At 50.1% G+C, this 21,143-nt stretch carries 14 protein-coding genes; 2 read left to right on the top strand and 12 right to left on the bottom strand.

Going from position 1 to position 21,143, the window contains the following annotated elements:
* Window positions 1-4: 4 nt before the first annotated feature.
* The 12 genes from KDX31_00620 to KDX31_00565 form a co-directional block, all read right to left on the bottom strand.
* On the bottom strand, window positions 5-319 hold the full coding sequence (locus tag KDX31_00620; GenBank protein ID UTW03587.1) for a PepSY domain-containing protein: 315 nt from the start codon (window positions 317-319) through the stop codon (window positions 5-7).
* 230 nt (window positions 320-549) lie between these two features.
* A complete protein-coding gene (locus tag KDX31_00615; protein ID UTW03586.1) occupies window positions 550-2,778 on the bottom strand; it encodes an EAL domain-containing protein in 2,229 nt (742 codons plus the stop codon).
* The gene (locus KDX31_00610) at window positions 2,768-5,623 is read right to left on the bottom strand and encodes a response regulator (protein UTW03585.1); all 2,856 of its coding nucleotides are present in this window, start codon (window positions 5,621-5,623) and stop codon (window positions 2,768-2,770) included. Before KDX31_00610 ends, KDX31_00615 begins: the two co-directional genes overlap by 11 nt.
* Before the next feature lie 9 nt (window positions 5,624-5,632).
* Window positions 5,633-6,787, bottom strand: a complete 1,155-nt coding sequence (locus KDX31_00605; GenBank protein ID UTW03584.1) for an ABC transporter substrate-binding protein — start codon at window positions 6,785-6,787, stop codon at window positions 5,633-5,635.
* 28 nt (window positions 6,788-6,815) lie between these two features.
* Window positions 6,816-7,946: an ABC transporter substrate-binding protein gene (locus KDX31_00600; GenBank protein UTW05248.1), complete on the bottom strand. Its 1,131-nt coding sequence runs from the start codon at window positions 7,944-7,946 to the stop codon at window positions 6,816-6,818.
* Window positions 7,947-8,043: 97 nt separating this feature from the next.
* The gene (locus tag KDX31_00595; GenBank protein UTW03583.1) at window positions 8,044-9,615 is read right to left on the bottom strand and encodes a hypothetical protein; all 1,572 of its coding nucleotides are present in this window, start codon (window positions 9,613-9,615) and stop codon (window positions 8,044-8,046) included.
* Complete coding sequence (locus KDX31_00590; protein ID UTW05247.1) at window positions 9,608-11,206, bottom strand: MFS transporter; 1,599 nt, start codon at window positions 11,204-11,206, stop codon at window positions 9,608-9,610. The genes KDX31_00595 and KDX31_00590 overlap by 8 nt, the downstream gene beginning before the upstream one ends.
* A gap of 65 nt (window positions 11,207-11,271) precedes the next feature.
* A complete protein-coding gene (locus KDX31_00585) occupies window positions 11,272-12,426 on the bottom strand; it encodes a diaminopimelate epimerase (GenBank protein ID UTW03582.1) in 1,155 nt (384 codons plus the stop codon).
* Between the two features lie 246 nt (window positions 12,427-12,672).
* Entirely contained in the window at window positions 12,673-14,508 is a 1,836-nt protein-coding gene (locus KDX31_00580) for a diguanylate cyclase (protein UTW03581.1), read from the bottom strand.
* Window positions 14,509-14,780: 272 nt separating this feature from the next.
* Complete coding sequence (locus tag KDX31_00575) at window positions 14,781-16,262, bottom strand: ABC transporter permease (GenBank protein ID UTW03580.1); 1,482 nt, start codon at window positions 16,260-16,262, stop codon at window positions 14,781-14,783.
* Window positions 16,249-16,899 carry an ATP-binding cassette domain-containing protein gene (locus KDX31_00570; GenBank protein UTW03579.1) on the bottom strand — a complete coding sequence of 217 codons (651 nt, stop codon included), beginning with the start codon at window positions 16,897-16,899 and terminating at the stop codon, window positions 16,249-16,251. Before KDX31_00570 ends, KDX31_00575 begins: the two co-directional genes overlap by 14 nt.
* On the bottom strand, window positions 16,899-17,756 hold the full coding sequence (locus tag KDX31_00565) for a putative selenate ABC transporter substrate-binding protein (GenBank protein ID UTW03578.1): 858 nt from the start codon (window positions 17,754-17,756) through the stop codon (window positions 16,899-16,901). The genes KDX31_00570 and KDX31_00565 overlap by 1 nt, the downstream gene beginning before the upstream one ends.
* A gap of 314 nt (window positions 17,757-18,070) precedes the next feature.
* Between KDX31_00565 and KDX31_00560 the strand changes: the two genes are divergently transcribed.
* Together KDX31_00560 and KDX31_00555 are read left to right on the top strand one after the other, a co-directional pair.
* Window positions 18,071-20,434: a diguanylate cyclase gene (locus tag KDX31_00560; GenBank protein UTW03577.1), complete on the top strand. Its 2,364-nt coding sequence runs from the start codon at window positions 18,071-18,073 to the stop codon at window positions 20,432-20,434.
* Window positions 20,435-20,507: 73 nt separating this feature from the next.
* Window positions 20,508-21,122 (top strand): LysE family translocator, encoded by a 615-nt coding sequence (locus KDX31_00555; GenBank protein UTW03576.1) that lies wholly within the window; start codon window positions 20,508-20,510, stop codon window positions 21,120-21,122.
* Window positions 21,123-21,143: the final 21 nt, after the last annotated feature.

The following is a 21,143-nucleotide window of genomic DNA, read 5'->3' as shown; positions in this document are numbered from 1 at the left end:
AGGATTACTCTCCGAAGGATTCCTGTAACAGTTTACCGGTCACCGCATCAAACTCGTACTCACTGACATGGCCATCCGTATGAAGCACTTCGACTTCATAGGTAAAAACGTCATCGTTCTGCTCCAGCTCAAGGTCCAGCATACGCCCCCGGGTGAGCACTTGATTCATTGCCAACAGCTGATCAAGCGAGACAATCTTCCCCTGTGAAACCAGTTCAGCCGCATAATCAGGATCAACCATATCCTGCGGGTCAGCGTAAACAGCGCAGACGCGTAGAAATATGACAAACGCAAACACTGTTTTAAAGGGGTATGGCATATCTGTCTTTTTGCTTTCTCAATGTAACCCATAGTTTAGACGGGCTAACTTAAATGAAGCTTAAAAAAGAATACATACAGGTAATTAAAGGGAAAATGACAAGAAAATCGCTTCTGCAGCGATAATATTCTTAATAGTGGAGCAGATATTCACCCATCAGCAGGGATGCCTGGAATAACCTGCTCGCACCCCACTGTGCTAAGAACTCTGTTGAGAACTGTGCGCAGAGATTAGTCAGAATTGAGATCCGCCGGGAGCGTTATGAAGCCATCATTGGTAACGAGCAGTTCAGCCAGGTCGTCAGCGATCAGCGGACGGCTAAACAAAAAACCCTGCACCTCTTCACACGCATGCTGCTGCAGAAATTTAAGCTGAGACACCTCCTCAACCCCTTCCGCAGTAACACTCAGCCCGAGATTATGGGCCACAGCAATAATTGCCTGAGTCACTGAGGCATCGCCCGGGTCCGTAGTCACATGAGTTATAAATGAACGATCTACCTTCAATCGATCGATGGGAAAGCGTTTCAGATAACTCAGACTGGAATAGCCGGTGCCGAAATCATCAATCGCCAGCTGAACCCCCAAAGCCTTTAAGCGATGCAGGGTTTCTACCGACCCTTCAACATCATCCATCAGCATATTTTCGGTGATTTCAAGTTCCAGACAGTCGACCGGCAGACCGGTATCCAACAGCACCTGATTAACCAGTTTTTCCAGGTTTTGCCGGGCAAACTGACGTACCGAAAGGTTAACCGCAACCCTGATTTGCGGCAACCCCTGAAGCTGCCACTGTCGGGTTTGCCGACACGCCTCTCGTATGACCCATTCACCGATGGGTGCAATCAATCCGGTTTCTTCTGCGATCGGAATAAATTCAACCGGTGAGACAAAGCCCAGTTGCCTACTGTTCCAGCGCAGCAGCGCCTCAACACCGACTATTTTGCCGCTGCTCATCGCGACCTGAGGCTGATAGTTCAGCGACAGCTCATTCTCGGCAATGGCATGACGCAGATGACTTTCCAGTTCCAGACGGCGCTTAGCGACGACATTCATCGATTTAACGAACAGCTCATAACCATTTTTGCCAGCATGTTTGACATAATACATCGCGGCATCAACGTTTTTCATCAGGCTGTCTACATCTTCGCCATGATGAGGGAAAATAGCGATCCCGATGCTCGGGGTAATGACCACTTCATGACCGGCAAGATCAATCGACAAACCGATCGATTCAAGAATCCGGCGGGCAACATTCTCAGCATCGCGGATCTGATTAATTTCAGGCAACAAAACAGTGAACTCATCACCACCAAACCGGGCTACCAGCGGAGGCGGCCCCCCCTCAGTGACCACCGGCAGGTCAGTGTCTGTAGCATACAGACCGGGCTGATCTGAATGACTGCCAACCCGATCGGTAGTACGGACACTGTCCGTCAACCGGCGCGCCACTTCCTGCAATAGCAGATCACCAATACCGTGACCAAATGTATCGTTAATCCGCTTAAAATTATCCAGATCAAGAAACAGCACAGCCCCCAGGCAGCCTTTGCGATCCGCCTGATCAATTGCCAACTGCACCCGGTCACAGAATACACTCCGGTTTGAAAGGCCCGTCAGACTGTCAAACCGCGCCAGTCTCAGCACCTGATCCTGAGCCTGTTTCAATTCAGAAACATCCAGCATGGTGCCGGCAATAATTGTTGTATTGCCCTGCTCATCACAAAAAACCTCTGCCTGATGCTGGACGCTCTTAGCATTCCGCCCCGGCAGGCCGATACTGTGATTGATACCCGACATAAAACCGGAGTAGCGACAGTTCAGTAGCTGTTCAAGCCAGTGCCGCATCTGCGGCCTTTCATTAGCGGGAACACAGCGCAGAAAGGTGCGAAGACCCGCATGAGTAAGCCCCCGCTTACCTCCGAGCAACTGATAAAACTGATCAGACCAGTAGACTTCGCCACTATTCAGATGCCATTCCCAGTTACCCAGCCGGGCAATACGCTGGGCATTCCCCAGCCGCGTTTCACTCTTTTGCAACTGACGCAGCTGTTCAGTGGTGTTGCTGGCCCGGATCATATAATTGAGACGGTGCCCCAGAATTTTCCAGTTAAAGGGTTTGGTGACAAAATCAGTGGCTCCGGCGGCATAAGCCTCACGAACAGAGTCAATATCATCCTGGCCCGTTGCCATCAGGATCGGCACCAGTTTCCCACAGGGCATATTGCGCAGCTGGCGACAGACATCAAACCCATTCAGCCCCGGCATCTCAACATCCATCAGCACAATATCCGGCTGCGCCTCCTGAAAGGCCTGCAGGGCAATCACACCATTATCCGCCAGCAGTACTTCAAACCCCTCCTGCTCAAGAGAGTGACTGGCCAGAATCCGGGCTGTCAGATCATCATCAACCACCAGCACCCGGTAGGCCGCAGGTTTGCTATCTATCTCACCCGACATATTCACTCTCCGTGTTCCTGATCGTCACTAATATTTGCCGGGCCCGGTGATATTCAGCTTCAATCTCTGTCAATAATGCGGCGGCCTGTTCCAGTACCCCGTCCCTGCCAATCTGCTCTAAGGTTTTACATAGTTCCGCCAGAGTCATCGCCCCAAGATTATAACTACTCGATTTGAAGCTATGGGCGGCAACTCTGAGCGCTTGTGCATCCTGCTCTGCCATCGCCTGCTTCAGGCGTTTAAGGTCATCAGGTGATTTCTCCAGGTAGGCATCAATAATTTTGCGCAGAAAGGCACCATTGGCATCCATTTCAATCAATTGCGAAATAACACTCTCATCAATGACCTCTTTGTCGAGGTGGAAGTTTGTATCGCTCTGACGATCTTCTCTGACCCTGTCATCCGGCATGGTTCCACTGTCACCCGACTCACCCAGAGGCAGCCAGTGTCTGAGAACATGTGCGATCTGCTTTTTATCAAACGGCTTGGCCAGATAATCATCCATACCCGCTTGCAGACATCGCTGCCGGTCATCGGCCATCGCATTGGCAGTCAGCGCGATGATAGGCAGACGTGGTCGTTGCTCAGCCTGTTCCCGTTTGCGAATCTCGGCGGTCGCCTGATAACCATCCATCTCTGGCATCTGACAATCCATCAACACCAACTGATAGTCTTTCTCACTGATCATTTTCAACGCCTGAACACCATTTGCGGCAAGGTCGACTCTGACTCCCAGCCCTTTGAGTGCCTGCAGCGCATACTCCTGATTAACAGGATGATCCTCCACCAACAGAATGTGCCCCTCTATGGTGGCCGCCTCTGATGACGTATGAAAGTCTTCAATTTCCGACTCGGGCTGTTCATCGGTTTTGATCAATGTCAGACCAAACCAGAAAGTCGTCCCCTGGTCTGGTTCGCTGGAAAAGTCGATCAAGCCCCCCATCATCTCAATCAACTGACGAGAAATCGCCAGCCCAAGTCCCGTCCCGCCATAGTTTCGGGTAGTGGTACTATCAGCCTGAGCAAAGGAATCAAAAATAACACTCTGATGTTCAGGCGATATCCCCACGCCAGTATCCGCGACGCGAACCTGAAAGGAGAGGTTCTCTTCGGTCTCTTCGAACAGAACCGCAGTCACATCAATTGAGCCCTCACGGGTAAATTTAATCGCATTACCGATCAGATTGGTCAGTACCTGTCGCAGCCGTACAGGATCCCCCAGAACAACAATATTGAATTCAGCTGGCAGATTACAGGTCAGTTGCAACCCCTTCTTTTGCGCCTGCAGCTTAAGAATTGAGACCTGAGTCTGAATTAACTCAGCCAGATTCAGTGGCCGATAATCCAGTTGTAACTTACCCGCTTCAATCTTCGAAAAATCCAGAATATCGTTGATGATATCCAGCAACCCTTCCCCGGAGTACCGGATCATCTGCATAAACCGACGCTGTTCATTGCTCAGATCAGTATCCAGAACCAGATCGGTCATACCCAACACACCATTCATCGGGGTACGAATTTCATGACTCATGATGGCCAGAAATTCACTTTTTGCTTTACTGGCACTGATCGCAATCTCTTTCTCTTTATGCACCTGCTGAATAGTGGATCTGATCGCTTTCTCCATAAACAGGAATGACTCGGCAAGGCGGCCGATCTCATCCGGTTTATCCCGGGCCAGGTTGAGAATTTTCTGGTGCTGTTCTCCTGAACGAATAAAATCCTGATCAGGTAGCGATTTAGCATAGGACGCCAATATATTAAGAGGTGTCGCCATCCGATAGACAAGAATAAACGCAGCACTGATACCGGCCAGAAAGATCAACCCGATAATCAGACTTTGCTGAGCCACAACCGCCCGGCCCGGCGCTGCAATTTCAGACACCGGCACAACCACAGCCGAGTACCAGTCAAACGCCTTAAAATAACTGAAAAATATCTGCACCTCGCGCCCGCCAGTAAAGGCGCTATCGTGACCAACAGAATTTTCACCCCGTTGATATGCGGTAATAATCTGCTCCAGCACACCCGCTTTGTTCCAATCCAGATCGTCCGTTGTAATCGTATCACTCAAGCGCTGCCGGGGAGGCTCTATCAATATCTTACGGTCACCGCTGAACAGAATCGCGTAGCCCGTTTCTGCAACCTGAAGCTTATTGAAAGTCAGACGCAAAGCATCGACAATACGGTTCATCTGTTTCTGACTTTCCTCCTCGACATCAGCAAAACTGACAATGATCCCCATCGTCCAGCCCCAGTTTTCCAAGGGGAGAAAATAGCCCATATAGCGTCCCCCTTCCGGTTCACCAGGCTTATGCCAGAAAAAGATTCCGTTGTCCCCCTCAGACTTCAGCTGATCAAAACGCATCGCCTGATGTAATTGTCGCCCCTTAAGATCTCGCAGACCGGCGATTGAAGTATCGGTAAGCTTAGCGTCTGTCGAGCCAACGATAACCCCATCCGCACCAAACAGGATCAGATCACCATTATTAAAATCGACATCGGAAAGCCATTGACGAGCCACCTCTTTCGCGGCCGCCTCGGAGAGTAATCCTTGCGCCGATACCGCTGCATAGCTATCAAGAACGGTTTGCCCAAGGCGCGTGAGCTGGCGCATATCCGCTTTAATTTTACTGAGAATATCCACCTTTTCGCTGATCAGCTGTTCATAGCCGGCACGGATATTCAGATCAGCCAGCTGCAGCACGTTACGGGCAGATTTCTGCTCAGCAACCTGCATAGCCTGTCCCACATCCCGCTGGGTGAAATACATCACGCCGGCTGCAGTACAGATCAGAACTGCCACAATCAGGGCGATAATTTTAAACTTGAAACTGGACAACATACTCAGTACTCAGGGTTGTTCTATCTGCCAAAAAAGTTGATCCGCTGCAGCTAATAACTCTGCATTCAGGTAAAGCCCTATCTGCTCTGCAGTTTTCAGATTAAGCGTAATTCTGTTCGCCTCTGCAGAGCGATTCGCTAATGATGCGGGCGCTGCACCCTTAAAAATTTTTATAGCTACTTCAGAGAGTTCATTACCCTCCTCCCGGTAGCCTTCAGACTGGGACAAACTCATCAGATATCCCATCTTCACTTCCCGTTGACCATACTGCGAGAAAGTTGCTATCCGGTGCTGGTTGGCAATATCGACTAACAATGGAATCGTGTCAGTGTTAACGCCCCCCTGAGCGGTTACGTAGATTGCATCGACCTTTGGTACAAGTTCCCGGAAACAGTTAACCACAGATTGATTGGCCAGCGACTGATCAGCCACATCACTCTTAGTAAAGCAACTGACGACCGTAAAATCTCGCTCTTTTGCTAACCGCTGAATAGTATCAACAGATGCGTAACTACGACCTTCAAAGCTATCTTCATAGGCGACCCCCAGAGTTTTAAAGCGGATCAGGTCATGGAACAATGCCACCTGACGCTCATACCGCTGAGGATCGTCAGTGACATAGATATGCTGATAAGCGTTCCCCGGCTCCCGGATCAAGCCTATACTGCGGGGATCATTAACAGAGATCACCATAGTCGGAACAGCATGACGGCCAACCGCCATATCAATCCCCGCCCAGCTCCCCAGCGCGAATAGCAAATTGACCTCATTATCCTGATTTAACCGGGTTATTACCCGCTCACGCAGCTCCGTCCGATAGTTTCGGTCCCAGCCTGCGCTGTAAAACCCATCTGGCAGAAATTCGAGGTAATCACTCTGCGCATTTTCTGCCAGCCAACGCCACAGGTCTTTTGCCGTTGTCAGTTGACTGGGAATCGTCTGTGGGGAGATCCAGCCCTGTACCATCAACCCTTCAGTAGTGGCCTTCAGGTATTGGTAGTAATCATAGTATTCCCCCCCCTGATAGTAAGCCACTCGCCACTTATGCCCTTTATTCAGCATAGGAGGAACCGACTCAGCTCCCTGCAGAGCCCCCCCTGACAGCAGTAGACAGAGCCCTACCAGCCATAACAGCGGCCCCGCTTTTCCCGACTTTATTATCATAGCCTGCGCTTATATCCTTATTTCGGCTTTATTCTGAAGGAATATCCCTGTAAACCTCATCCGCTGCGCCCAGCAACAGCAAAGGCGGATTAAAACCAACAATTTCCGCTGTTTTAAGATTCACAGCCATACGAGGAGGTTCTTCAAACAACTGCGTTAACTGATTAGGCAATGCACCATTAAATACTTTGGCAAATGTGGAGGCATGAAACTCACCCACATAACGAAAGCCTGCCTGAGACAAACTCAGCAACAGCCCTTTTTTGACTTCATCCGATCCGGACTGTGAAAAAGTCGGCACCCGGCTTTCGTTGGAAACTTTGACCAACTGGCCAATGCTATTGCCAGTAACCCCTCCCTGTACCGTCACATAAATCGCATCGACCTGGGGAGCCAGCTCACGAAAACAGTTAACTACGCTGGCTTCTGCACGTGCGGTATCGCTGATATCACTCAGAGTATGGCAGCGAACTATTTTGAAACCCCGCTCCCGGCTTAATCTTTCGATAACATCTAAGGCAGCATAACTGCGGCCATTCTCGGTGTCTTCATAGGCAACACCCAGTTTTTTGAAGTTCACTATATCGTGAAACACCCTTACCTGACGGTCATAACGATTAGGATCTACCGTTGCGTGTACGTGGTCATATCCAGAGTCACTCACACTTTTAATGATGCCTGCGGACAAGGGATCACTGGCAGACAGAACCATAGTAGCTGCATGGTGGCGATCATTAGATAGTGCTTTACCCGCCCAGGTTCCCATAGCGATCATCAGGTCGAGATGGTTCTGATTGAGTCGAACAATTATTTTTTCAGTTACCTGACTACGGATAGTTTCGTCCCACTGCGCTGTATAGTGAGCATCAGGGACAAATTCAATATACTCACTTCGTATCCCATGCTGTAACCACTGCCAAAGCTGGGCCGTTTGCTCGCCCTGTTGCTCAGGAATTTCAGTCTTTTCGATCCAGCCGAGCTTCATCAGCCCTTTTACGGTTTCAATGAGGATTTTCTGATAATCGATATACTCTCCCCCTTCAAAGTAACCAACACGCCAGCGCTCACCATTATTCGTTACCGGCGCGGTTGAAAAATCAACGTTCTCTGCTGGCAGGTCGGCCTGGGTAAAAGGCACAACCAACATACAGATCAACATCAGAAAAAGCCGTTTCACTGATCGCATTATTCTCTCCTAGATGACTACAGGAACATTACACTACTTTATACGCTCGTTTAAAACAAAGTAGCATCAATTAAAGATGCCTTATAGCAACTTTTTCAGACAACAGGCCACGCTGATCGCTCAGAAGCTGTGATAACCAGTCCTCGCCAAGCAATGTCGCTGGCATCGCATCTGCAATCGTTTCGGCCAGCGAAGCGTAGTGTGCGTCACGCAGCGAAATATTTGAGATAAGCTCAAGCTCAGCAACGCTGATTTCGCCGCTGGCCAGTATCTCAAGCAATCCGGCAGGTAACAAAGCGTCAGCCTCATCCACCATAATGGTTTGCATACCGGAGAGATATCCATCAGTACAGCTTGCAGATATCACTGTCGCTTGCTCAGAGCAACTATGCTCCTGTAACACATCCACTATAGCGGCCTGCATCTTTGGCAGATAATCCGCCTGATAATAACCTCCCAGGCATGTAACCCCCCGTGCCAGCGCGATAACCAGAAAACATCCGAATACCGATGGCAAAAGCCGCCCTTCACGAATAGCCTCTGATAGTGCTACGGGCTCCAGGCTAAAATGATATTCCTCTCCATTATCATCACAACCACATAACATCAGTCGGTCTGCCAGCACACTCAACATAAGCGGTATGCGACGAGAACGTCCATCAACCCCCCAGAAAAAGAAGGTTCCACTGCCCGAGGTTTTTAACGGGTCAACTGAACCTCTTTCCGACCAGCGCTGTTCCAGAAGCGTCTGGTTCCAACAACCTGGAACAGAATCCAGTCGTTTGCAGACAGCCGTTATCAGCGGTTCAGCTAATACCAGCGAAACCAGGCTACTGGAATCATGAAGATCCTTCAGAAACAATCCCTCAGCCAGTTTCTCAAGCTCAATAGTAACCAGATCAGGCATAGTAGCAGAGGAACAAAAGAGACGGTGCCAGAGCCGGTGATTCAACAGCACAGATTGGGCAGCATAACCCTGCTGAAATAACACATCCTCAGACAGATACTCAGTCTCCAGAAGCTCAGCCAGCGTCTCAAGCAGTACAGTGTTACCGCCTTTTTCCACCCGATCATGAATCCGCTTCCCGGCTTGCTGCAGCATTGACCGGTCAAGCCCTTTCACCCGGGTCACCAGCTGACGTCTAAATTTGTTGGAAAAAAATGGTATCCGTTGCGGCCAACTGCTTTCAGCCGTATTGCAGGCATACAGCAGCGCTCCTCTGGGGTAGGTCATATTATCCAGTGGAATATTCGCACAGGAAAATACCGGAATCGTAGTAACACCTTCAACCCGCCGTTTAGCCAAGCCAAATAGCAGGCTGCCCTGAACTGACTGGGCAAAGAAATCAACGCCATGATGATTGGTGGTCAAGGCAACCGGATGCTGGAGAAAATCGGCTGCAGTCCTTTCTGCCATCTGCTCACCCAGCAAAGGGGCTACATAGTCGTAAATCACCTCAGCAATATCAGAGCGCGGCTGATAACTCTGCTGACTGACCTGACAAACCTGCTGAAGATATTCGGACACAGTACACTCACCGGCTGACTGTAACACTTTATCAACAACCGGGACCTGATAACGCACGGCGTCAAGCAGTTGCTCAGCCACACCCTTTGCTTTGCACTGTATCGGATTATTCATTGGACACGGCCTTCACCTGCGAGGTCACTGCGCCCCCCCTGGGTGACCAGGTAAGCAGAGCAAACAATATCGCCGTGATCAGATAGGCTAAACCAAACAACATAACCCCCGACTCAATATCGGTCATAGTAATAATGCCGGCAAAAAGCACCGGCCCCAGCATCTGTCCGATCCGGCTGCTGGAACGGAAGATTCCCATCGATTTACCCTCACCATACTGAGCGGTCACAGGTTGGTTCAATACAAAAGCGCTCTGCGCGGAAAGTACCAGACAGTTAGAAAGCCCCAACAACAGTATTGCCAGGGTAACGGCCATAATTCCGTCAAACAGACTGAACACCAGAAAGGCGAGACCGCCAAGCGTACAGCCCAGGATTATCGGTACCCGCTTAGACTCACTCAGATCTGCAAAGCGGCCGATGGCCGGTCCGAACAGCGCCAGAATCACACCAAACAGCATCAACACCTGACCAATGGCGGCATCATTAACCCCCGATCGGTTAAGATAGAGCGGACTGAAATAGTTAAGAAAGCCCACCACGGCAATGGACGCAGGCATACTACTGAAAAGAACTGCCGCCAGTACCTGGCGATCGCCGAGAAATCGCAGAAACGAGCCTGCTGGCTGTGGTTCCAGTGTGTCGGTCGGCGTCGCTTCTGCGGCTTTCGACGGCTCTGGTGACTGCCTCAGAATAATCCAGCCATAGACCATGACACTGAACACGATAACGGCACCTAACAAAAAGACCGGGCCATAACCAAATTGTTCGGCAAGTACGGCTCCGGTTGCCGCCCCACATATGCTGCCTGAATAGAGCCCGGCAAACAGATGAGCCAGTCCTCTGGACTTATTACTATTATCGGTGTGTCCGATCACATAGCTCTGAGACGCTAACAGCGTCAATCCATAACCAAACCCCAGCACCCCACGGGAAAGAATAAACTGCACCGCATCCGGTGCCAGCCAGGAGTAGAGGCATCCCAGTCCAGTCAGGATCAGTCCGGTATAAAAGGGGGGCTTCCAGCCACTTCTGTCTAACCAGACGCCACACATAAGAATAGCCACGCCAACACAGAGAAATTCAACCGAGATCGGCAAACCGATTAGCAGATCCGGGCTAAAGCCGTTAAAACTCCGGGGCAGCGCTTCCATATGCAGCGGAATAAACGCCATCGACAGGTCAATACCAAACAGAAACAGAAAGATCGCCGGACGCATCTGCTTATAACATCCCGCACGCTGCTGTTTGCTGTGACCGCGACTCTGCTGTAACACGGCCAGTTCCAGCGACACCAGAAACGTGATTAAGATAACGGTGGCCAGATCAAACAGACTCAGGCGCCCATTACCAAGCCAGAAATGCTGCAAACTCAGTAACATAAGAGCGATGCTGCTCAGCCCCATCATCAACCGGCTGAGGCCTTTACCACTTAAAGCCTCTCTTCGGCGACGGTATCCGAGAACAAACAGCAGCAATAACGATGTGATACACGCCGCAACGCCTCCCCAACGGACTATCTCACTCAACACTATACCGAAGCCCGCCCGCTGATAGGCGGCAAACAACAATAAAGCGGCCAGCAGAAGCATTGAGCAGAGTTGCACACACCCCCACAGAAATACTCCGATCTGTTGCCTGCGGGCTGCTCTGGCGTTCACATCGTCAACCTTGTCATAATCCCGGCACTCTCATCCTGCGTAGCAGAGAGTTTATCAACCACCGGATGGTTCACAGGCAATAACCGGTAAACACCCTCAAATAGCATCACCGGCATACTTTCCAGCGACCAACCGCTGTCAGTCCGATGAATCCGAATCCGGGCCTGCTTATCATGCCAGCGGCAGCGGTGGGGTAAAATATCAATATCATCCAGATTTAACTGACTGATCTGGCTATAGACATATGCAACAGCCAGAGCGCCGGTACCGCACGCAAGGGTTTCCCGGTTTATGCCTCGTTCAAAACATCGGTTTTCAATAATCGCCGGGCCTCTCTGTCGTGCAAAATTGACATTAATACCCGCAGGAAACATCGCCTTATAGTGATTATTAAAATACTGCCCGATATGTTCTACCAGCCAGGTGCCAAAACTTTCACGACGATCTTTGAACGCCCTCGGTTCAGAACTACCAAAAACATAATCAGCCAGCTCCGGAATAGAAAAATTACTGTCCGGAAAAATCACCAGGTGGGGTTCACCGGTAAACACCAGATGTGCCTGAATTCTCAATACGGTTGCATTGTTGAAACCCTGCAGGTCCCCTACACGAAAGCTGACGCTGATCTCCGGGTAATAGTCGATCGTCGGCGTGAAAGGGGAGGAATGCTCTGAGGTAGCCAACTCAACCGGGGCCCGCCGGGGATGACCAAGATTTACCCAACCACCCTGTTGGTCGTTGCCAGCACCGATCTGAATAATTTTAGGTACCTGCAAAGGTATTTCTGTCATGATCGAAGCGGATGAAACGCCATGCTGATGATAAAGGTGACTGGCAACGCACATTAATCCGTTACCGCAACAGAGTGCTTCTTCGCCATCCGGCTCAAACATACGAAACAGATATTCGGCCTGATCAGCATTTGGCAGACTGCGCCAGTAGCCCCGTGAATCCGCAATCGATTTCAGTATTTCAGGGCTACAGCGCTGAATCACCAGGAGATTATCGCAGCCAATACCGAAACTGGTATTCGTCGCCTGAAAGGCAAACCGTGACATCTCCGCTTCGGTAAGCGGAGAACGATCCGTTGCATCAACGATAACAAAGTTATTACCGCATGATGTGTACTTCACAAACGGAACTAAGTTCATATCAGGTTTCCGATGGTATTGGTTAGGTATTTCAAATCCATGACCTGCCTGGATTACAGCTTGTGAAACACCCTGACCGGCCCTCTGCAGGCGACAAAAATCACCATCTTGCAATAAACGTTTCACCAGGGTTAATTCTCAAATAATAGAAACAAAACAAATGTTTATATTATTATTTGAGCAGCAATCTATCACTTGCTCACCTAACAAATCAAATCATGCATTACTCATAACGGGCTGCTATGCTCAGCTGACCACTTTATTCCGACCGCCTAATTTAGCCTGATACAGTTTATCATCTGCCCAATGGAGCATCTCATCAAAGCCACAATTCTCGGACCAGATGACCACTCCTGCACTGAATGTCAGATGCACAACAGCGCCGTCCTCCAGTTCTATCCGACTCTGTCGCAGAGAAGACAGTAATGTTTCAAGCAGCCGGTGTGCTGTGGACAGATCAGTATCAGGCAGTAACAATACAAACTCCTCACCACCAATTCGACTAAACAGATCGGTTTTACGTAACATCCCCAGCATAATACGGGTAAACTCTTTCAGCACCCAATCGCCGGCAGCATGGCCGTGCCGGTCGTTAACATCCTTGAAACGATCCAGATCGATCATTGCAATAGCTATCGTAGTTGTTAGCCGTTGAGCCCGATGGCGCTCTTTTATCGCTTCTTCAATCAATGCACGGCGGTTCATAAGCCCGGTCAACGCATCCTCCCGGGCCAGGCGAATAAGTTCCTCTTCACTACGTTGCAGTGTATGAGTCATACGATTGAAAGCACTGGCCAACTGCCCTATTTCATCAGATGAACTGACCCTGGCCTGAACAGAAAGATCTCCCGCCTCAACTTTATCTACCGATTGCTTCAGCCTGACCACTGGCGCGACAATACTTTTCGCCAGCATATAAATAAGGCTAAACAGCAGAAACATGCTGACTATCAGCCATACCGAAGCTTCCAGCAGTAACTGCTTGCCAGCTTCACGCCAGCCACTGTCGGCAATGAATACCAGCAAAGAGAACGAGGAAAACTGATTAATGTAGTCCTGATACTCTGCAGCAGAAACATTCTGGGCGGTAGCACTCACCTTTTCCATGAGTTTATTGAGTACCTGATTATCGGCCACAGGAGCGGATGCCAGAAAACCATCAGACTGCTGGCTGTACATACTCGCTTGCGGCAATCGCTGACCGAAATTTTGCAACGTGGCGACATTCAGATAACGATAATCTGATTCAAAACGCAGAGGTTTAGTGCTCACCAGCACAACATCTGCAGCCTTTATGCCTCTGTCCGCCAGACTTTTATGCAGATCATTAAGAATATCATCGATCTGAGTACGGTCCAGAAAAGCGGTCACATAGCCTTTCAAATGACCGTTACAGGAGATCAGGGGCTGAGTAAAAAGAAACGTATCACGCTCAAATAACAGCCCCATAAGCATCGCTTCCCGCCCCCCGGCATAATCTATATATACCGGGGGACGAGCTATTCTTGATGTCAGACTGAATATTCTGTTTTGCAATTTATAGTAATTAGCAGAGTCGACCTCTCCTTTACGCTCCATGCTCAACGCTTGCATAAACAGTTCGTTCTTTTGCTGCTGCAGTCCTGACAAGTCATCCTGCCAGCGTTTAAATAATGCTTCGATATGGTTAAAGTGCCCGGCATTAAATAACCAGCTATTTTCCAGCACTCGGGGCAGAACAGTCTGAGATCGAGTCACTCCGGCCACCAGACTCAAATCCACCTTACCCGTCTTATCGGCAATCACCAGTGCAGAAAACCCCTGACTCCGCTGCAACGCATTGCGCGCCGATAACATAAAATCACTGGCAGAATCGATAGCACCGCAGTTATTAATACTTTCCCCCAGAAGCACAAATTCGCTGATTCTCAAGCTGAGTAGATCGTTCAGCCGCTGAGCCCCCGAAGCCGACACCAGCGAACTAATATTGCCAACCTGCTCAGCTGTAGCATCCAGCTGCGCCTGATAATAGCTCCAGGTAAAGCCCATCACCGGCAGTGCTACCGGGAACATCCAGAGCAGGATTTTGGTCAGCAGGTTCACTGGAAACCACCCGGCAAGCGGTAAATCAAAGACGGTAATACCCGAAAAAAACCTGCCAAACAGCTTTCAGGCATAACCACACGCCTGCAGATTAATTGCTCCTCAGCGTTGTAGCCTGTGGTGTTTAATAGATGCTCTGACATCATTCGCACAACCGTTCCCTCAGTTTTTAGTTAACCGTGCTATCTGCCAGTTATCGGCAAGCATGTCTTTCAGGATAGCTGCTGGTGAGGTTTATGCCGCCTTAATTCCACAAAATGGGGGGATAAAACTTAAACATGCCGCTGAATCCGCCGAGCCAGCAGATCAACCAGAATGTTCATGATCGCAGCGATCAGAATCAGCAACAGGGCAACATCGAAACGAATCTCCTGGATCGCGCTATCGACAAAAAAACCGATGGTCTGAATACCCAGAATCCCCAGAATAGCGGTCTCCCGCATGATCACTTCCCAGCGATAGAGCATAAAGGACAGGAAGGCCGGGTAGCTGCGGGGCAGTAACTCATAAAAATAGCGGTCAAGCCGTCTTGCAGGTGCATCAGCTCTTAACTGTATTTCATTACTATTACGCCCGGTCAGATATCCAATCAGGGCGCCATTGTGAATCGCCAGTGCGATCACCGCAGGCAGCATTGAGGGGCCCAGAAACTGCAACAAAATATAGGCCAGCAAGTACTCAGGGGTAGAGCGGGCCACCACCAGAAACATATGCCCGGGAAACCGTCCGGCAAGACCAAAGCAATCTCGATTGATCAGGGGAAATAACAGCAGCGCAAACAACCCGGTCACAACCAGTGCAATCTGTGACAGCAACAGAGTATTCCAGACCCCGGGCAACGCCTGATCAATAACAATAGTTCCCGCCCAGTCTGCCAGAGATTGCCAGCTCGCCTCATTACTACGCAGAGGAGCAGGCACGATATCCTCAGAGAAAAACCGCCAGACATTGCCCCAGATGATCGGCAGGCCCGACCCCATAAAAAGAGGCGCGCCCAGCAAAAACAGTGGCAGAGTCCAGCGCCTGAGCCACCATTTCTTGGTCGCGATTAACAGGTAAAAAAGGATCATCAACCCCGCAACCTCAGGATAGTATCCCTGAGAAAAGGAAGATTCCAGATAGTAGCCAAGGGTTGGCAGCCCGACAAACCCCAGAATTGCGCTGCTGCGAATCCCGCATTCAAGACGATAGGAGGTGTAGCTGACCAGATGCGGCCAGGCCAGCGGCAACCGGGTGTAGATCATAGCGCTGAAAAAGCCACTCCCGGCGGGCAGTGCATCTTCCGGATGCTTCGGAACCCGTCCCAGAATCTCAGCATACATGCGGGCAAATATACCTGAGTACGGAACCGCAATGGCCAGCAGTCCGGTTAACGGATGAAGGCCAAAAAACTGCAAAAAAATCAACGCCCAGAACAGCTCATGGATCGAGCGCGTCAGGGCACAGATTGCGCGGATAAGGGCATGGTGAAAAGCCAGAGCCAGCAGAAAGCCACAGACAACGGCCAGCGCCACTCCGGCGAAAGCAAAAGCCAGTGTTGCCAACAGCGCTTCGATTATCAGGCCGGAATCCATCAACTGTGGAGAGACAACCCCCTGTAACAGTCGTCCCAGTTCACTCCAGGGGTCCAGACTGGAGACCTCCAGATCAGCAAATGGCAGACAGATCAGTGCAACCAGGAGAAACCACATACCCGTCCGAACGCCACCGGGCCAGCGATAGCGTGGCAGGGAGAGTATTTTAGTAGAACTCATTCAGGGTACTTACTGTCAGCCGGTCGGCCCGTTCATCAAGGACAAGTTCACCATCCTGAATGGCGATAATCCGCTGACCATAGCGCAACGCCCGGTCAACATCATGCAGAGTAATCACGGCGGTGATAAAATTTTGTCCCAGCAGCGACATCACCCGATCTGCTTCAGGGCCGTCTAAGGCCGACACCGGTTCATCAGCCAGCAACACAGAGGCTTGCTGGTAAAGCGCCCGGGCAACCGCAACACGTTGCTGCTGACCGCCGGACAGATCGTCCACCGCAGCGAAACACTTATCGCTTAACCCTAACCGTTCAAGCAAGGGCAATATTTCAGCCACCCGGGCTGGAGAGGGCCATGCCAGGTTGCGTATATTGTGAAACACCGTATGGCGGGACAGGCACCCCATATAGACATTATGAAATACGCTCAGACTCCCGACCAACCCTAATCCCTGGGGGATCAGGGCGCACTCGTTGCGATTTTCGCTATAGATATGATTCAGCAGGGTCGACTTACCACAACCACTTTTACCCAGCAGAATAAGGTGCTCGCCAGTCCGGATATCAAGACTGACAGGCCCCAGAACCCGCTGACCACCGTAGCCCAGTGAATCACTCTGTATCGCAAGAGCAGTCATTAATCCAGCAAGCCCACCTGCTTCGCAACCTTACGCACAGGCTCAAAGTCTTCATTCGATGCTGGAATAAAACCAGAACGCGGGAAGCTATTCAGCAGTTCAGGATCCTTCATTCCCAGCAATACTTTTTCAACCCGGGCAGTAAAGCCTTCACCATAAACGGCATCGAGGTCCCCGCGAACGGTCCACTGATAGTCAGGATAGGTTGGTGTTTCCCAGATCACCTGTACTTTGGAAGTATCCACTTTCCCCTCTGCCACAGCTGTTTCCCAGACTTTATAGTTCAGCGCCCCCACCTGATAAGCTCCGGACTCAACCAGCGCAATCGTACGGGAATGGTTACCACTGAAACCGACCCGGCTAAACAGCTCGTCAGGGCTAATGCCAAACTGCTCCCGCAGATTATATTCAGGCATCAGGCGTCCGGAAGTAGAACCTTTTGAACCAAAGGTAAAAGTCAGCCCCCGCAGAGACTCCGGCAGATGATCAGACGGGCTGAGACCAGAACGGGTATTGGCAATAAAGTACGATTTGAATTCAGGATCTTCGACTCCCTGAGCCACAGCGCGGGCTCCCGGCACCAGTTCCCGGGCTTGTACACCGGACAGACCACCAAACCAGGCAAGTTGCACCTGATTGTTTCGGAACGCAGTGATTGACGCGGCATAGGACTTAACCGGAATAAACCGCACCTCAGTGTTCAGTTCCTGTTGCAGATAAGCGGCTACTTTCTGGAATCGCTGCTTAAGCTGGGTTTCATCCTGATCAGGAATCGCTGTAAAAACGAACACCGGGGCGGCATTAACGGCCCCCGCCAACAACATTAAAAACAATCCGCGGAGCAACATTTTAAGCATTTTCATTCCTGAATGATCGGTAAAATTTAGGCGGTCATTTTCGCACAATCCCCCATAAGAATGCAGCTTGTTTAAGCTGTGCAGTTCAAAAAGTCAGCTGCGAATACAAACAGCTGTTTAATAAACGTTGTATTCATAACTGCAAAAGCGATAACTGACGGTCTATGCTGACAATGACGTCCCCAAAATGCGACAAAGAATCGCAATGGATATCTGTTTATTGATTAAAATTAAACTGAGTCAGGTTGCCGCCTATCGTCGTTTATATCGGGGTCAGTCACAGTGATGATTACTGCCTAAGCAGGACATAGAATATGCTGTATCACGCTTTTAAGCTGTTATTTATTCTGCTGTGCACTGCGCTGGCAACACTCAGTTATAGCGCGCAAAACAGTGGCACGAAGTACACCAGCACAGAGGATCTGACACCGGTCAGTTTGCAGCTCATCTGGAAGCATCAGTTTCAGTTTGCCGGGTATTATGTGGCGAAACAGAAAGGATTTTACCGCCAGGCGGGGATCGATCTTTCAATTCATGAGTATGAAAACAATGAAGATCCGGTCGCTACTGTGCTGACAGGTGAACGGGATTTTGCCTTAGGTCGTTCAACTATTCTGGCGCAGCGCATTAACGGAGCAAGAATTGTTGCACTGCTGGCAACCTTTCAAAACTCCCCTCTTATGTTATTAACAACCGAAAAGTCTGGAATTTCAAAGCCTGCCGACCTTCTGGGTAAACGGATCATGATGACCCCGGATGCAGAGAAACAGGTTGAGCTGCTGGCGATGCTGCGTCAGTCAGGCATCACGGAATCGGATTTCGAGCGTCAGAGTCATAGCTTTAATATCAACGACCTGATCGAAGGTAAAACCGATGCGATGGCATCCTACCTATCTAATGAGCCCTTCCAGCTCGAGGAGAAGGGTATCGGATACACCATGATGCAGCCGGAAAATTACGGTTTCAGTATGTACTCTGATCTGCTGTTCACATCAGAAGCACTGCTGCTGGAAAAGCCTGAACTGGTTGCAGCTTTTCGCCAGGCAACCATTAAGGGCTGGCGCTACGCCTTCAGCCATATTGAGGAAACCGCAGACCTTATCATCGCCGAGTACAACAGTCAGAATCGCTCAAAAGCAGCTCTGATATTTGAAGGCGAACAGTTAGCAAAACAGGCTTTTGATAAGGAAGGCCGGTTCGGATCCATCCAACCGGAAAAACTGAGAGTCATCTCCCAACTGTATCTGCTGTTTAATTTAATCCCGTCTGATTACACAATCGAAGGCTTTATCTACCACCCAAAAGATCAGGCCCGGCTATCCTTTAACCAGAGAGAGAAGCAGTTTCTGGCAAACAAGCAGATTTTCAAAGTCTGTGGTGATCCCCTCTGGGAGCCCTACAGCCAGTTAAAATTCAACCATTACGAAGGGGTCATTCCTGACTATCTACAGTTGATCAGCCGGCGAACCGGACTCCGGTTTGAAACCATTACCTCCCAGGTATGGAGCCAATCCATCGCCTCGATGAAAGCGGCAAAGTGCGACATCATCGCTGGCGCAATGCAGACTCCGAACCGGGCGAAGTTTATGCAGTTCTCCCGTCCTTATCTGAGCATGCCTGCCGTGCTGGCCGTCAGGTCAGACACGCCAGCCAATATGCCGCTGCAAGAGATATTCAGGCAACCACTGGCTATCATCGAAGGATCAGCCTTTATTGAGATTATTCGCGGGCGGGTTCCGGACGCCAATATAATGCCGGTTGCATCCGTCAGCGATGGTCTTAAACGGGTTCAGACCGGTGAAGTTTTCGCCTTACTGAACGCCCCTGACGGCATCAGCTCTGCTATCAGCCAGCTCCACCTGTCCGGGATTAAAGTGATAGATCAGGTCCGGGACACCTGGGATATCAGTGTCGCAGTTAACCGCACCTATCAGGACACCCCCCTGCTCGATATCATCAACAAAGCTATAAGTTCGATTACCCCGGAGGAGCGTGACGAGATTCGCAATCGCTGGATCAGGATAACCTTTGAACACGAGACTGATTACTCTCTGGCATGGCAGATGACAGCCATCATCGGCGCCCTGCTCCTGTTTCTTATATACCGCTACAGGGTGATTCATATTCACAACCAACAACTCACAGAGATGGCCAGACATGACCCGTTAACCAGCCTCTATAACCGAAGGACACTGACAGAATCACTCTTGGAGAGCTGCGATATAGCCAGACGATATAAGCGCCCATTTTCTGTGATTTTTTTTGATCTGGATGATTTCAAAGTAATTAATGACCATTTTGGACACAATGAAGGAGACCGGGTGCTTAAAGAGGTCGCTGATATTTTACACAGCAATTGTCGCTTGAGTGATCATTATGGCCGCTGGGGAGGAGAAGAATTTCTTATCGTGCTGCCCGAATCAAACCTCAAAGAGGCTCTGGCAAGCGCCGAAAAGTTACGCAGGGCGATACAAAAACATGATTTCAAACTCGCTCCGGAAACACTAATCAGCGGTAGCTTTGGTGTCGCAGAGTATGAACCGGATGAATCGATTAACAGCATCGTTGCCCGATCCGACAAGGCTCTATACCGGGCTAAGTCTTCGGGCAAAAACCGAGTATGCAACGATCCCGGTGACAAAAAGAAAACCTCAGCAGAACGGCATCAGAACAACTAATTACGCTTATCACAATAGCCTTCAAACAGGCTAAACGGTAAACTCACTCCCTGCTAAAGCAAAGGAGTCTGTCATGTCTTTCGAAAGCGCCATCACCTTTTTTATCGCCATATTTATCTTTGGCATAACGCCCGGTCCCGGTGTGTTTGCCATTCTTGCCAAAGCGATGGTAGAAGGCTCCCGACGCTGTTTTATGCTGGCACTGGGGATGACCTGCAGCGACATTATCTACCTGACGCTTGCCTGTCTCGGCCTGGCCACCATTGCCGAACACTGGAGCGGGCTTTTCACGCTAATCAAATGGATAGGGGCTGCATACCTGCTCTGGCTGGGCTTTAAAATTTTTACCAGCAAACCCACGCTAAAAGCCCCAACCACACCGATCGGCAGGCGGTCATCTCTGGAGTTTATACAGGGCGCTCTCATCTCCGCTTCCAATCCGAAAGTGATTCTGTTTTATATCGCCTTTCTACCCACATTTATGGACCTGTCTTCACTCGACAGTAAGGATATTATCCTGGCGGCAGGCCTGACACTGACTGCCCTGATGCTGGGGCTGATGTTAATTGCTTACTGCGCCCACTGGGCGAGTAAGCGATTACAATCACCAACCGCGATGCAACGGCTGAATCAGTGTGCCGGAGGAATCATGATGAGTGCTGGCGTTTATCTGGTCTCACGCAATTAATTCCTTATAATCATCTGCCCA

It is taken from the genome of Amphritea atlantica (genome assembly GCA_024397875.1).
Classification (GTDB): Bacteria; Pseudomonadota; Gammaproteobacteria; order Pseudomonadales; family Balneatricaceae; genus Amphritea; species Amphritea atlantica_B.
This window is presented reverse-complemented; position numbering and strand designations above follow the sequence as displayed.